The following is a 13892-nucleotide window of genomic DNA, read 5'->3' as shown; positions in this document are numbered from 1 at the left end:
CGTCGAAACGGCGAGGAGACATCATGAGCGTGACGGAAGCGACGCGGTTTTCCGATCTTTCGGCATCCCCCATCCGGCCCTTGAGCCAGACGGAAGTCAAATCGGTCCTGTCCGACCTCAAGGACTGGGGCAGGGAACACGCCGGCATTGCGAAGCTTCTTGCCGAGGACGGTCCGCTCAAGGATTTCATCGTCGCGGCCTTCACGCTCTCGCCCTATCTGCGCGATACCGCCCGCATCGATCCGGCCCTTCTCGTCCGCGCGTTGGAGGAGCCGATCCTTCCCGCCATCGAGGCCGCCGTCGCCCGCACCCGCAAGGCCTGGGAGCCGGGGGAGGGCGGCGAGGTGACGGAAGCGATGCTGATGACGCGCCTGCGCGTCGCCAAGCGCGAGGTCGCCTTCCTGACGGCGCTCGCCGACCTTGCCCGCATCTTCGACGCCCGCAAGACCACGGCGCTCCTGACCGGGCTTGCGGAAGCGGCGACATCGGCGGCCATCGACCATCTCCTTCTTTCGGCGCATGCGAGCGGCAAGCTGAAGCTGCCCGATCCCGCCCGCCCGAGCGAGAAGTCCGGCCTCATCGTGCTCGGCATGGGCAAGCTCGGCGCGGCCGAGCTCAACTATTCGTCCGATATCGACCTCGTCGTCTTCTTCGATCCGATGGCGGATGTGGCGGTCGATCCGAGCGAGGCGGTCGAGACCTTCTCGCGCCTCGTGCGCCGGCTGATCCGCATCATGCAGGAGCGCACGGCCGACGGCTACGTCTTCCGCACGGACCTGCGCCTCAGGCCCGATCCCGGCGCGACGCCGCTCGCCATCTCCTTCGATTCCGCCATGCTCTATTATGAGGGGCGCGGCCAGAACTGGGAGCGCGCCGCCTTCATCAAGGCCAAGCCCATCGCCGGCGACCTCAAGGCCGGTGAAGCCTTCCTCAAGGGGCTGGTGCCCTTCGTCTTCCGCAAATATCTCGACTATGCGGCGATCGCCGACATCCATTCGATCAAGCGGCAGATCCATGTGCACAAGGGTCATGGCGAGATCGCCGTGAAGGGCCACAACGTCAAGCTCGGCCGCGGCGGCATCCGCGAGATCGAGTTCTTCGTGCAGACCCAGCAGCTCATCGCGGGCGGCCGCGTGCCGGCGCTGCGCCTGCGCGCCACCGAGCCCATGCTGGCCGAGCTTGCGAAAGCCAGCTGGATCGACGAGGCGACGGCGCGCGAGCTGACGGACGCCTACTGGTTCCTCCGCGACGTCGAGCACCGGGTGCAGATGGTGCGCGACGAGCAGAGCCATACCCTGCCCGAAACAGAAGCCGAGCTGAAGCGCATCGCCTTCATGCTCGGTTTTGCCGACACCGCCGCCTTCTCCGCAAAGCTGGTCGAAGTGCTGAAGACCGTCGAGCGGCGCTATGCGGCGCTCTTCGAGCAGGAGGCGAAGCTCTCCTCGGAGACCGGCAACCTCGTCTTCACCGGCCAGAAGGACGATCCCGATACGCTGGAGACCCTGAAGCGCCTCGGCTTCGAGCGCCCGGCGGACATTTCCCGCACCATCCGCACCTGGCATTACGGCCGCTACCGCGCCACGCAATCCGTCGAGGCGCGCGAGCGGCTGACGGAGCTGACGCCGCAGCTCCTGCGCGTCTTCGGCGAGAGCAAGCGGGCGGACGAGGCGCTGCTTCGCTTCGACAACTTCATCTCCGGCCTGCCGGCTGGCATCCAGCTCTTCTCGCTGCTCGGCAACAATCCGGCGCTGCTATCGCTCATCGTCAACATCATGTCGTCCGCGCCGAAGCTGGCTGAGGTGATCGCGGCCAAGCCCCACGTCTTCGACGGCATGCTGGATCCCGGCCTCCTCGCCGAACTCCCGACCCGCGCCTACCTATCCGAACGCATCGAGGGTTTCGTCTCCGGCGCGCGGCACTATGAGGAAATTCTCGACCGGCTGCGCATCATCGCCGCCGAGCAGCGCTTCCTCATCGGCATCCGCCTGCTGACCGGCGCGATCACCGGCAAACAGGCCGCCCGCGCCTTCACCTATGTCGCCGACCTCATCGTCGCGGCGGCGTTGAAGGCGGTGCTCGACGAGATCGAGGCGGCGCACGGCAAGTTCCCCGGCGGGCGTGTGGCGCTGGTCGGCATGGGCAAGCTCGGCAGCTTCGAGCTGACCGCCGGCTCCGACATCGACCTGATCCTTCTCTACGACCACGAGAGCGACGCCTTCGAATCGGACGGCGCAAAACCCCTCGACAACGTAAAATACTTCACCCGCATCACCCAGCGGCTGATCGCGGCGCTCTCCGCGCCGACGGCCGAGGGCGTGCTCTATGAGGTGGACATGCGCCTGCGCCCCTCCGGTAACAAGGGGCCGGTGGCAACCCGCATCACCTCCTTCGCCAAGTACCAGGCCGAGGAGGCCTGGACCTGGGAGCACATGGCGCTCACCCGCGCCCGCGTGCTCTGCGGCGACGAGAGCCTGATGACGGAGGCGGAAGGCATCTTCCGCACCGTGCTCGCCCGCAAGCGCGACACGGTGAAGATCGCCAGGGACGTCGCCGAGATGCGCGACCTCATCGACCAGGAAAAGCCGCCGAAGGACATCTGGGACCTGAAGCTCATCGCGGGCGGGCTGATCGACATCGAGTTCATCGCCCAGTTCCTGGCGCTGGTCGCGCCGGCCCGCGGCGCCCCGCAGCCGGAAGAGGTCATGCCGACCGCCGATGCGCTGGCCGTTGTCGGCGCCGGCATGATGGACCCCAACGATCTCGATGTGGTGCAGAAGGCGCTGTCTCTCTATACGGAGATCTCGCAGATCGTCCGCCTCTGCGTGGACGGCGGCTTCGACCCCAAGGAAGCCCCCGCCGGCCTCATCGACCTCGTCTGCCGGGCCGGCGATTGCCCGGACCTGCGCACGCTGGAGGCGGAAATCCGCCGGATATCGAAGGCTGTGCGGAAGATTTTCCAGGGGGTGGTGAAGGGGTGAGGCGTCTTCCTTGCCATCATGTTCGGGACTGGGATGGCATCGGGTGTAAGCGTGATTGGCCGCAAGGTTGCTTGCCCCTCACCCTAACCCTCTCCCCGCAGGCGGGGAGAGGGGACGTGCCCCACATGAACGCTGATGGTTTGGGAAAGCGGTCCGGCATCTCGCCTTCTCCCCGCTTGCGGGGAGAAGGTGGCCGGCAGGCCGGATGAGGGGCGGGCCACGGCGGGGATCGATCGCCTCAAGCCGCCGCCAGGTGCAGCGCCGCCAGCCGTTCCCGGTCGGGGATGCGCACCGAGATGATCGTGCCCTTGCCCTCGACGGAATAGATACGCATGCCGCCGCCGTGGAGGTGGGCGAGGGAGCGTGAGATGGCGAGGCCGAGGCCCGAGCCGCCCTTGCTCTTGGCGTACTGGCTCTGCACCTGCTCGAAGGGCTGGCCGATCTTCTGGAGAGCGGATTTCGGGATGCCGATACCGGTGTCGGCGATGGTCAGCGTGATCGCGCCGTGGACCTTGCGCGCCCTCACCTCCACCTTGCCGCCCGCATTGGTGAACTTCATGGCGTTCGAGAGCAGGTTCAGCAGGATCTGCTTCATGGCGCGGCGGTCCGCGACGGCAAGGAGATTGTCGGGGCAGGTCTGCCGCACGGCGATATTCTTCTTTTCCGCCTGTAGCATGGTAAGCCGCATGGTCTCCTCGATCAGCGGCGTAAGATCGACCGTCTCGCAGCTTATGCGCATGTGGCCGGCCTCGATCTTCGACATGTCGAGGATGTCGCTGATGACGTTGAGCAGGTGCTTGCCGCTCTCGTGGATGTCGCGGGAATATTCGCGGTACTTGTCGGAGCCGATCGGGCCGAACATCTGGTTCTGAAGGATTTCCGAGAAGCCGAGGATGGCGTTGAGCGGCGTGCGCAGCTCATGCGACATGTTGGCGAGGAATTCCGACTTGGCGCGGTTGGCCGCCTCGGCGCGCTCCTTCTCCGCCTGGTAGTTGGCATTGGCCAGCGAAAGCTCCGTCTTCTGCCGCTCCAGCGTGGCGCGGGAGGCCGAGAGGTCGCCGATGGTCGCCATCAGCCGGCGTTCGGATTCGCGCAGACGCACCTGATGCCGCTTCATCATGGTGATGTCGGTGCCGACGGAGACGCAGCCGCCGTCGCGGGTGCGCCGCTCGTTGATCTGCAGCCAGCGCTCGTCGGCAAGCTGCACCTCGCTGGTCTGCGAGATGCCGGTGCCGTCCGCATCCGCGATGCGCCGCTCGATGACCGGGCGGGCCGCCGCGGCATGCACTGTCGCGCGCTCCGTACCGGGCACCAGCACCTCGTCGGGAAGGCCGTAGGCCTGCTGGTAATGCGCGTTGCACATGACGAGCCGGTCGTGCTTGTCCCAGAGGACGAAGGCCTCGGAGGTGCTTTCGATGGCGTCGGCAAGGCGCTGGTCGGCCTCCTGGTAGCGCTGCGCGAGCCGATGCTGCTCGGTCACGTCCATGGCGATGCCGATCATGTGCATGCGGCCGGAGGCCATGCGGATGAGCTGGGCACGGGCGCGCAGCCAGACGTAATGCCCCTCGGCATGGCGCATGCGGAAGACCTGGTCGACCTGCTTGGCCTCGCTGCGCGCGACCGCGCGCGCGACCTGGTAGATGCCGTCGTCGTCGGGATGCATCAGGCGCGCGGCATCGCCGAAGGAGAGCACGCTGTCGCGCGCCGGCATGCCGAGCATCTCGTACATGGAGCGCGACCAGAAGAGCCGGCGGTTGGTGAGGTCGAAGTCCCACAGGCCGCAGCGGCCGCGGGCGAGCGCCGTCTCCACGCGCAGGTTGGATTCCGCGAAGATCGCATCGGCATCGCGCGCGCGCTTGGCCTGGATGTAATAGGCATAGAGGATGACGAGCAGGATCGCCGAGATGCCGGCGAAGAGCGTGACGTTCAGCGCCACCTCGTCGCGCCAGAAGAGGGCGAGGTGCCCGAGCGGATTGGCGACGACGATGAAACCGCCCTTCTTCGGCATCTGCACCAGCGAGGCATAATATTCCTCGCCGCCGATGCGGGTATGGAAGACGCCACCCGCCTCGCCGAAATACTGTGCGGCGGCAAGCTCGGAGGAAAAGCGCGCCAGCGACTGGCCGACGAAGCGCGCGGCCGCCAGCGAGGCGCCGAAGACGCGGCCCTCCTCCTCGACGAAGAGCACGATGCCGCCCGGCTGCATGCGGTCCTGCGGCAGGTTGAGCGAGAGCGCGGCCTCGACGGCCATGCGGTCGGAATTCGCCAGGCTTTCGGCCAGCGTGCCGGAGAAGACCGCGCCGACGGCCATCGCCGTCAGCGAGGTCGTGTCGCGCACGCTCGCATCCATCCGGTCATGCTCGGCAATGATGCCGACCATGCGCGAAATGCCGACCACGAAGAGGAAGGCGATGATCAGGATCGGTATAGACCGTTTCAGCACGGGCTCAGCCCGCGTCAGACGCCGTGCGGCGGGCCCGGCGAAGATCTTCGCCTGTCCCGTCGCCTCGTCTTCCCAGGCCGCCATTCCCGGGAATCTGAGACGAGTCCATCCGCCGGCTGCGCGTCCTCGTTGCGCGTCCGCCATCGTCATAAACCTTGTAACCCTCTCGTGATTCGGCGCGCCGCTCGCCCGAATCTGCCCTAATGAATCAATTGTGATTCGGCTTGTCCATAGAAAAAGGTAAAAGTTTTTTAACCATTTCTCATGGTTGGGAAATTGCACTTGCCGGGCAGGGCTTTACGCCTGGCTCGCCCGTCGCGGTCCCGCATCCGTCTCGCGCCATTCCTTCAGCATCGCGGCGCGCCGGCGGGGAAAGCGCTCCTCCAGAAGCGCGATCGCCGCCATGCGCTCCGTGCGGAAATGCCGGTAGCCCTGCCGCCATTCGCACCAGGCGACCAGCATGCGCGTCTCCTCGAAATAGCCGAGCGCGACCGGCCAGACCACGCGCTCGCTGCGCACGCCCGCCGCGTCGCAATAGGATAGCCGGAGCTTGCGCTCCCGGCGGATCGCCGCGCGGATCACGGCAAGATCGACGATCTCGCCGTCGACGATCCTGCGCGGCCCGACCAGCAGCGCCGTGTTCTCCAGCTCCGCCGCAAGCTCGGCCGGCAGCACGGCGGAAATCTTGGCGAGCGCGTCCGTCGCGGCCTTGGTCACGGGCGCATCGGCGAATTTCTGCACCCAGCGAAAGCCGAGCACCAGCGCCTCCAGTTCCCCTTGCGAGAACATGAGCGGCGGCAGCATGAAGCCGGGGCGCAGCACATAGCCGACGCCCGGCTCGCCCTCGATATCGGCGCCCTGTGCCTGCAGCGTGGCGATGTCGCGGTAGAGCGTGCGGATGCTGACGTCGAGCTCGCCGGCAAGCATGGCGCCGCTCACCGGATGGCGGTGGCGGTGGAGAAGCTGGAGGAGGGCGAGCAGTCGTTCGGAGCGGGTCATGTGACGATACTGCCATTTTCTGGCAGTGGTGTCGCCTAGGATCGTCCCGTCAAAGCAACGAAAGGACGATCCCCATGATCTCTCCCAATCTCCTGATCCTCTATGTCGAGAACCCGGCGGTAAGCGGCCGCTTCTACGAGCAGCTTTTCGGCCGCGCGCCGGTGGCCCAGTCGCCCGGCTTCGTCGCCTTCCGGTTCGAGAACGGCCTCGGTCTCGGCCTGTGGTCGACCAGCTCGCCGGAATTCGTCTCGTCTGGCACCGGCCATCGTTCCGAGATCGCCATCGTCGTGGATGACGACGCGGCGATCGACGCGCTGCACGAAACGTGGAAGGCGGCCGGCGTCGCCATCGAGCAGCCGCCGTTCACGGCCGTCTTCGGCCGCACCTTCGTCGCGCTGGACCCGGATGGCCACCGGATCCGCGTCTGCCCGCCGGACAAGTGAGCGAGGCTCAGCCCTTCAGCATGCGCTCCACGATGTCGGAGACGTCGGAGGAGAGCTTTTCGCCCGCGGCGATGGTGCGCAGCGCGTTGCGGGCGTGGTCGGAGCGCACCTCCTCCAGCGCCCGCCAGGAGCGCATGGAAGTGAGGATGCGCGCGGCGAGCTGCGGGTTCTTCGGGTCGATCTCCAGGATCTGCTCGGCAAGGAACCGGTAGCCCGCGCCGTCCGCCCGGTTGAAGCCGGTCGGGTTGGAGAAGGCGAAGGTGCCGACGAGCGCGCGCACGCGGTTCGGGTTCGCCTTGTTGAAATGCGGGCTCGTCATCAGCGCCTTGACGCGTTCCAGCGCGCCGTCGCCCGGAATGGTCGACTGGATGGAGAACCACTTGTCGATGACCAGCGCGTTGTCGGCGAAGCGCGCGCGGAAGGTCTCCAGCGCGGCCGCCGTTTCCGGCGCATCGGGGAAGCGGTGGGCGAGTACCGTCAGCGCCGCGCTGAGATCCGTCATGTTGTCGGCGCTTGCGAAGGCCTGTGCCGCGCGGGCGGGCGCGCCGTCGGACACGGCGAGATAGGCGAGCGCCGCGTTGCGCAGCGCGCGCTGGCCGGCGCTTGCCGCATCCGGCGTGAAGGCGCCTTCGGTGCGGTTGGCGTCGAACAGCCTTGCGAAGGCCGCGGGGTCGCGCTTCGCGACGAAGGCGAGCACGGCCTCGCGGCCGGCGCGGATGGCGTCCGGGTCGTTGTTGCTGCCAAGTTCGCGGGCGATGTCGGATTCGGAGGGCAGGGCCAGCGCCTGCGCGCGGAAGGCCGGCTCCAGCGCCTCGTCGCCGGCAATGGCGATCAAGGTATCGACAAGAACCGCATTGGTTTCCACCGGCTCGCCCGCCCGCGCCTTGCGCGCCGCCTCGACGAGGTTGGGCAGGGCAAGATCGTTCAGCGCCTGCCAGCGGGAGAAGAGGTCGCTATCGTGGCGGGCGATCTGGGCGAGGTCGGCCGGAGCCTGCTCGAAATGCAGGTTGATCGGCGCGGAGAAGCTGCGGTTGAGCGAGACGACCGGGCGCGAGGCGATGCCGGAGAAGGTGACGGTCTGGCGGCGCTCCTTGAGGTGCAGCACGTCGCCGGTCACATCCGCGCCGCTGACGGCGCTCGGCGTGGCTTCCGAGCCGTTAGCCAGCAGCAGGCCGAAGCGCAGCGGAATGTGCATCGGCTCTTTCGTCGCCTGGCCGGGTGTCGGCGGGATCATCTGTTCCAGCGATAGCGTGAATTCGCCCTTCGCCTGGTCGTAGCTGCACGAGACGCTGACGAGCGGCGTGCCGGCCTGGTGATACCAGAGCGAGAACTGCGAAAGGTCGACGCCGTTCGCGTCCTCGAAGCATTTGACGAAATCCTCGATCGTCGCGGCATCGCCGTCGTGCCGCTCGAAATAGAGGTCCATGCCCTTCTTGAAGCCGTCGGTCCCGACGATGGTCGCGATCATGCGCGTCACCTCGGAGCCCTTCTCGTAGACGGTCGTCGTATAGAAGTTGTTGATCTCGCGGTATTTCGTCGGGCGCACCGGATGGGCGAGGGGGCCTGCATCCTCCGGGAACTGCTCCGACTTCAGGTGCCGCACCTCGGCGATGCGCTTGACCGCGCGCGAGCGCTGGTCGGCGGAGAATTCATGGTCGCGATAGACCGTCAGGCCTTCCTTCAGGCAGAGCTGGAACCAGTCGCGGCAGGTCACGCGGTTGCCGGTCCAGTTGTGGAAATATTCGTGGGCGATGATCGCCTCGATATTCGCATAGTCCTGGTCGGTCGCGGTTTCCGGGTCGGCGAGGACGTATTTGTCGTTGAAGACGTTGAGCCCCTTGTTCTCCATGGCGCCCATGTTGAAGTCGGAGACGGCGACGATCATGAAGATGTCGAGGTCGTATTCGCGGCCGAACACCGCCTCGTCCCATTTCATCGAGCGCTTCAGCGCGTCCATCGCATAGGCCGCGCGCGGCTCCTTGCCGTGCTCGACATAGATCTTCAGCGTCACCTCGCGGCCGGACATGGTCGTGAACGTGTCGTCGACCACGCCGAGGTCGCCGGCGACGAGCGCAAAGAGATAGGAGGGTTTCGGATGCGGGTCGAACCAGGCGGCGAAATGCTTGCCCTCGCCGTAGCCCGCGCCGCCGAGGAAGTTGCCGTTGGACAGCAGCAGCGGGCAGCTCGCCTTGTCGGCGATGATGTTGACCGTGTAGACGGCGAGCACGTCCGGCCGGTCGGGGAAATAGGTGATGCGGCGGAAGCCCTCGGCCTCGCACTGGGTGCAGTAGACGCCGTTCGTGCGGTAGAGGCCCATGAGCTGGGTATTGGCCTCGGGATTGATCATCGTGGTGATCGTGATCTCGAAGGGCTCGCTCGCCGGCAGGTCGCGGATCGTCAGGCTGTCGGGCTTGGCGTCGTAGCGGGCGGCGTCCATCTCCATCTGGTCGAAGAGGAGGCCGGTCATGACCAGCTCGTCGCCGTCGAGGACGAGCGGAGCGGCCGGATCGGCGCCCTCGCGGCGGTGGAAGATCAGCCGCGCCTCGACCTTGGTTTCCGTCGGGTCCAGTTCGAAGGTCAGATCGACGCGCTCGAGAACGAAGTCAGTCTGGCGATAGTCCGCCAGGTGGATGATCTGGCCGTTCTCTGTCCGCATGGATATGTCCTGCTCTATGCCGCCCGGCCCCTCGTGCCTGTGCATGGCGGAAGGAGCGCCGGGACGGTCTGCCCCCAAGTTCAACGAATTGATAGGACGATTGGCTTAACATCTCATTTCCAAGGGAAAGCTGAAATCACAAAATCGTGCCGTCCCGGCACAGCATTTCTTTGGTCCGGTCCGATCAAAATTATCCGCGATGCATCACGAGAATTCATCGTACCCGGCCCGCAATGCGGCTAGACTTGCGATTGTCTGAATCGGTTCTCCGATCATCCCCAGTTCCCGAAGCCATGGCCGGCCCGCCGTGACGAGTTCCCGCATGGACGTCCAGTCTCCCGATCCCATGAAGGGGATTTGCCTGAAGGTCGCCTCGGTGGTGACGTTCCTGTGCATGTCGACGCTCATCAAGGCGGCCGGCAAGGATATTCCGGCGGGCCAGATCACCTTCCTGCGCTCCGCCTTCGCCATGGTGCCGATCCTCGTCTTCCTCGGCCTGCACGGGCAGTTACGCGACGCCTTCCGCACGAAGGACATTTTCGGGCATTTCAAGCGCGGCTTCGTCGGCATCCTCTCCATGGGCTTCGGCTTCTACGGGCTCGTGCATCTGCCCCTGCCGGAATCCATCGCGCTCGGCTATGCGCTGCCGCTCTTCACCGTCATGATCGCCGCCGTCTTCCTCAAGGAGCGGGTCGGCCTCTATCGCTGGACGGCCGTTCTCGTCGGCCTCGTCGGCGTCGCGATCATCAGCTGGCCGCGCCTCACGCTTTTCCGCAGCGGCGGTATGGGCTCTTCGGAGGCGATGGGCGTGCTCGCCATGCTTGCCTTCGGCGTGCTCGGCTCTTGCGCCATGGTGCTGGTGCGCAAGCTGGTGCAGACGGAGCGCACGCCGACCATCGTGATCTATTTCTCGCTCTTCGCCTCGCTCTTCTCGCTCGGCACGCTGCCCTTCGGCTGGATTGCGCTCGGCTGGCAATCGCTCGTCCTGATGGCGCTCGCCGGCTTCTGCGGCGGCATCGCCCAGTTGCTGCTGACGTCGAGCTACCGCTATGCCGACGTCTCCACCATCGCGCCCTTCGAATATACGTCCATCGTGCTCGGCCTGGTCATCGGCTACGTCCTGTTCGACGACGTGCCGACGGGCGCCATGCTCCTCGGCACCGCCATCGTCGTCAGTGCCGGCATCTTCGTGATCTTCCGCGAGCATCGACTCGACCTGAAGCGCCGCGCCGAATTGCGGCACAAGCTTCCTCAGGGCTGACGCCATTCCGGCGTCGTCGTGTCCTCCACCAGTTCCTCGGGTACCGCATCCGGCTGGAGCGCCGCCGCCGCGGCATCGGCGCCGAGCGGCTGCGCCGCCATGGCCTGGAAATCCGTCTTGGCGACGAGGCCGTCGTTTTCCTCGCGCCGGCTGATGCGCCAGGCGGCATAGGCGCCGTAGAGCAGGAAATAGACGGCGAGCACCGCAAAGAGCGAACCGGGGCCGAAGCGGTCCATGATGGGACCGACCATGATGGGGCCGGAGATCGTCCCGACGCCGTAGACGATCATCATGCCGGAGGAGACCTCGACATATTCGTCCGGCTGCGCCCGGTCGTTGGCATGGGCGACATTCAACGCATAGATCGGGAAGATCACCGAGCCGACGCAGGCGGCGACGACATAGAGCAGGACCGGCGGCCCGCCGGCCACAAGCGCCATGACGAGGCAGGAGACCGTTCCGACCGCGCCGCAGGCGACCATGACGAGGCGGCGGTCCATCCGGTCGGAGGCCCGGCCGATCGGGATCTGCGAGAGGGAGCTGCCGATGAGAACGGAGGCGAGCAGCGTCGCGCCCTCGGCGGTCGTCAGCCCGCTGCGCTGCGTGAAGACGCCGCCAAGATTGAGCCAGGCACCGGAGAGCGCGCCGGCGAGGAACGCCCCGACCACGGCGACGGGCGAGCGGTGATAGAGCGTCGGAACGTTGAAGCGCACCTGCGTCGGCGCCGCCGGCAGCGGCGAGGAGGTGAGGGCGGTCGGCAGCAGCGCGACGGAGAAGATGATGCCGCAGAGGATGAAGAGCGTCGTGTTGGACGGATCGCCGAGCGGCACGAGATATTGCCCGCCGATCGTGCCGACCATGGTCGTGATCAGGTAGATGGAGAAGACCGAGCCGCGATTGTCGTTGGTCACCTTCTCGTTCAGCCAGCTTTCGATGATGAGATAGCTGCCGGAAATGGCGAAGCCCGATATGGCGCGGAACAGCATCCAGGCCGGCCAGTCCACGACGAGCGCGCAGAGCAGGATGGCGATGGCAAGCAGCGTGATCAGCGCGACGAACACCCGCACATGGCCGACGAGCAGCACGAATTTCGGCGTGACGATGCAGGAGAGCGTGAAGCCGATCGTGTAGCCCGTCGCGATCATCGAGATCGTCTGCGTCGACCAGCCTTCCGCGACCGCGCGCACCGGCACGACATAGCTCTGGAGGCCGAAGGCCACCATCATCAGGAAGGTGGACAGCATCAGGCTGAGAATCGGCACGAGGCTCGCCAGCATGGGGGCTCCGGAAAAGGCGGGATGCGTTCGTCTTGCGACTGTCGCTCTATTGCGCCGCCCGCGCGCTGTCCACTGCGACAACGGCTGGCGTAAAGAGATTGTCATGAAACGGAGAGGTCGCAGCTTCCCGGAAGGGTCGTGCTGAAGGAAGCGTCGGGCGAATGCCCGGCAAAAGAAAGGAGGTGAGACGTTTGAAAATCCGGCTTACGCCGCTCATCAGGTTCAGGACTTGGCGCTTCACCCTGACGATCAGCCAAGAAACGGGAACCGGGCTTCGACCCGGTCTCCACCGGAGGAAAGGCGTCTCACCTCCTCACGATGGCGATCATATCGCGGCCCGGGGGCCGCTTTCAAAGCGGCCTCAGTTGGGCAGGAAGGCCTTGAGCGGATCGCGGCGCTGCACGGCGTCGCGCGGCAGGCAGGCGAGCATCGAATATTCCCGCGCGGCGTTCACGGCGGCGCGGATATCGGCGATATCGGACATCAGCTTGCGAATCGTGGCCATGGCTTGCTCCTGCGGTCGTCTGGAGAGGGCGCGGAAGCGCCCTCGCATTCGCTCAGCGCGTGATGAACTCGGAGAAGAGCTGGGCGGGGCGGTTGATACGGGCAAAGCCGGCGGCCGTGAGCTGCTCGTTGGCCGGGGCAGCGATGCCGCCGAAGCCGCGGCCGGCGCGAAGACCGGAATGGCGGAGCGTCTCGAAGCTCGAATGAATGGGCCGAAAACGGGCGGTCATGGGTCGATTCCTTAAATCCTGTCCTCCCGTGTCTTCATATTGCACCGCAGCATTGATTTCGCAATGCGACATTCTGCCCGGCAGATATGTGCAATTCGCATGGCTGCTGAAATATTTTGTTCATGCTTGAGGCAGATTCGCGGCAAGGCGCTTGAAGGTTGGCAGGACGTTGCGGCCAAGTCCTTGAAAAGACTGGTTGGCTTTGCTGGTGTCAGCCTTTGAGCCCTGCGCGGAAGGCAAGGAGGTCCTGCCAGGCCAGCCGCTTGCTGATCGGCGCCGTCACGAGATCCTGTGGATGGAGCGTCGCGAAGGCGGGGACCGTGCGGCCGGCAACCTCGATGTCGCGCCATTCCCCGCGCAACTGGTGAATCGTGTCGTTGGAGCGCAGGAGGAAGCGCGCGGCGAAATTGCCGAGGATCAGCAGGTGATTCGGCTCGGCAAGCGCGATCTGCCGTTCGATGAAGGGCCGGCAGATATCGGCCTCGCGCTGCGACGGCGGCCGGTTGCCCGGCGGTCGCCACGGCACGACATTGGTTAGGAGCAGGTCGGCGCGGGCAAGCCCGATGCCGGCGAGCATGCGATCGAGCATCGCACCCTGCCGGCCGGAGAAGGGCTGGCCGTCGCGGTCGTCCTCGGCATTCGGCATGGCGCCGATCACCATGACGGAGGGTTTCGCATTGCCCTCGGCAAAGACGAGGCAGCGCGCACTGGTCTTGAGGTTGCAGCCGTTGAAGCCTTCCATCGCGGTGCGCAATTCGTCCAGCGAACGGGCGCTGGCGGCGGCGAATTCGGCCTCGGATACGGCCTGGCTGTCCGGGATCGAGACATTCGGCATCGGGGCAGGGGTGGCGGGCCGGGCCTGCTCCTGCCGCGCGGGGGCCTGCCGGGCCGGTGCTTGAACGGGAGGCGCGGCCTCCTGCCGGGGCTGTGCGCCCCGCGCCGCGCGCATCGCCTCGAATTCGGCGATGCGGTCGACCGCCTCTTCCTCTAGCAGCCATTCCACGCCCGCATCCGCATAGAAATGCAGAAGCGAACGGAGCTGTTCGGGATGAAGGTCTCTGGCGGCGTTCATGCGGCGCACCTTAGCGAAGCGACGGGCGG

10 protein-coding genes are annotated in these 13892 nt (G+C 66.1%); 3 read left to right on the top strand and 7 right to left on the bottom strand.

Annotated features, from left to right (window positions below):
• Positions 1-23 precede the first annotated feature (23 nt).
• A complete protein-coding gene (locus ACZ1A1_RS16085; protein WP_463620677.1) occupies positions 24-2978 on the top strand; it encodes a bifunctional [glutamine synthetase] adenylyltransferase/[glutamine synthetase]-adenylyl-L-tyrosine phosphorylase in 2955 nt (984 codons plus the stop codon).
• A 238-nt stretch (positions 2979-3216) separates the two neighbouring features.
• Here ACZ1A1_RS16085 and ACZ1A1_RS16080 read toward each other — a convergent pair whose 3' ends face one another.
• Positions 3217-5565 (bottom strand): PAS domain-containing sensor histidine kinase, encoded by a 2349-nt coding sequence (locus ACZ1A1_RS16080; RefSeq protein WP_313196607.1) that lies wholly within the window; start codon positions 5563-5565, stop codon positions 3217-3219.
• A 153-nt stretch (positions 5566-5718) separates the two neighbouring features.
• Positions 5719-6420, bottom strand: coding sequence for a helix-turn-helix transcriptional regulator (locus ACZ1A1_RS16075; RefSeq protein ID WP_463620676.1), 702 nt, complete (start codon positions 6418-6420; stop codon positions 5719-5721).
• Between the two features lie 74 nt (positions 6421-6494).
• Here ACZ1A1_RS16075 and ACZ1A1_RS16070 point away from each other — a divergent pair, with 74 nt between their 5' ends.
• Positions 6495-6863 (top strand): VOC family protein, encoded by a 369-nt coding sequence (locus ACZ1A1_RS16070; RefSeq protein WP_415213759.1) that lies wholly within the window; start codon positions 6495-6497, stop codon positions 6861-6863.
• 7 nt (positions 6864-6870) lie between these two features.
• Here ACZ1A1_RS16070 and pepN read toward each other — a convergent pair whose 3' ends face one another.
• Positions 6871-9519 carry an aminopeptidase N gene (pepN, locus tag ACZ1A1_RS16065; RefSeq protein ID WP_463620675.1) on the bottom strand — a complete coding sequence of 883 codons (2649 nt, stop codon included), beginning with the start codon at positions 9517-9519 and terminating at the stop codon, positions 6871-6873.
• Positions 9520-9841: 322 nt separating this feature from the next.
• On the opposite strand from pepN, the gene ACZ1A1_RS16060 reads away from it, so the two are divergent.
• Positions 9842-10780: a DMT family transporter gene (locus ACZ1A1_RS16060; RefSeq protein ID WP_463620674.1), complete on the top strand. Its 939-nt coding sequence runs from the start codon at positions 9842-9844 to the stop codon at positions 10778-10780.
• On the opposite strand, the gene ACZ1A1_RS16055 is transcribed toward ACZ1A1_RS16060, so the two are convergent.
• The 4 genes from ACZ1A1_RS16055 to ACZ1A1_RS16040 form a co-directional block, all read right to left on the bottom strand.
• On the bottom strand, positions 10771-12057 hold the full coding sequence (locus ACZ1A1_RS16055; protein WP_463620673.1) for an MFS transporter: 1287 nt from the start codon (positions 12055-12057) through the stop codon (positions 10771-10773). The two genes, ACZ1A1_RS16060 and ACZ1A1_RS16055, sit on opposite strands and share 10 nt — an antisense overlap.
• A gap of 361 nt (positions 12058-12418) precedes the next feature.
• Positions 12419-12562 carry a hypothetical protein gene (locus ACZ1A1_RS16050; protein WP_463620672.1) on the bottom strand — a complete coding sequence of 48 codons (144 nt, stop codon included), beginning with the start codon at positions 12560-12562 and terminating at the stop codon, positions 12419-12421.
• A 52-nt stretch (positions 12563-12614) separates the two neighbouring features.
• Positions 12615-12791 carry a hypothetical protein gene (locus tag ACZ1A1_RS16045; RefSeq protein ID WP_162911529.1) on the bottom strand — a complete coding sequence of 59 codons (177 nt, stop codon included), beginning with the start codon at positions 12789-12791 and terminating at the stop codon, positions 12615-12617.
• A gap of 211 nt (positions 12792-13002) precedes the next feature.
• Entirely contained in the window at positions 13003-13863 is an 861-nt protein-coding gene (locus ACZ1A1_RS16040) for a uracil-DNA glycosylase family protein (protein WP_463620671.1), read from the bottom strand.
• Between the last annotated feature and the right edge of the window lie 29 nt (positions 13864-13892).

The sequence above is a fragment of the Shinella sp. R2-11 genome, from assembly GCF_055330205.1.
This window is presented reverse-complemented; position numbering and strand designations above follow the sequence as displayed.

Excerpts from the sequence above, each read along its gene's own strand:
- ACZ1A1_RS16085 (WP_463620677.1), top strand. The coding sequence starts at position 24 with ATGAGCGTGACGGAAGCGACGCGGTTTTCCGATCTTTCGGCATCCCCC.
- ACZ1A1_RS16080 (WP_313196607.1), bottom strand. The coding sequence starts at position 5,565 with ATGGCGGACGCGCAACGAGGACGCGCAGCCGGCGGATGGACTCGTCTC.
- ACZ1A1_RS16075 (WP_463620676.1), bottom strand. The coding sequence starts at position 6,420 with ATGACCCGCTCCGAACGACTGCTCGCCCTCCTCCAGCTTCTCCACCGC.
- ACZ1A1_RS16070 (WP_415213759.1), top strand. The coding sequence starts at position 6,495 with ATGATCTCTCCCAATCTCCTGATCCTCTATGTCGAGAACCCGGCGGTA.
- pepN (WP_463620675.1), bottom strand. The coding sequence starts at position 9,519 with ATGCGGACAGAGAACGGCCAGATCATCCACCTGGCGGACTATCGCCAG.
- ACZ1A1_RS16060 (WP_463620674.1), top strand. The coding sequence starts at position 9,842 with ATGGACGTCCAGTCTCCCGATCCCATGAAGGGGATTTGCCTGAAGGTC.
- ACZ1A1_RS16055 (WP_463620673.1), bottom strand. The coding sequence starts at position 12,057 with ATGCTGGCGAGCCTCGTGCCGATTCTCAGCCTGATGCTGTCCACCTTC.
- ACZ1A1_RS16050 (WP_463620672.1), bottom strand. The coding sequence starts at position 12,562 with ATGGCCACGATTCGCAAGCTGATGTCCGATATCGCCGATATCCGCGCC.
- ACZ1A1_RS16045 (WP_162911529.1), bottom strand. The coding sequence starts at position 12,791 with ATGACCGCCCGTTTTCGGCCCATTCATTCGAGCTTCGAGACGCTCCGC.
- ACZ1A1_RS16040 (WP_463620671.1), bottom strand. The coding sequence starts at position 13,863 with ATGAACGCCGCCAGAGACCTTCATCCCGAACAGCTCCGTTCGCTTCTG.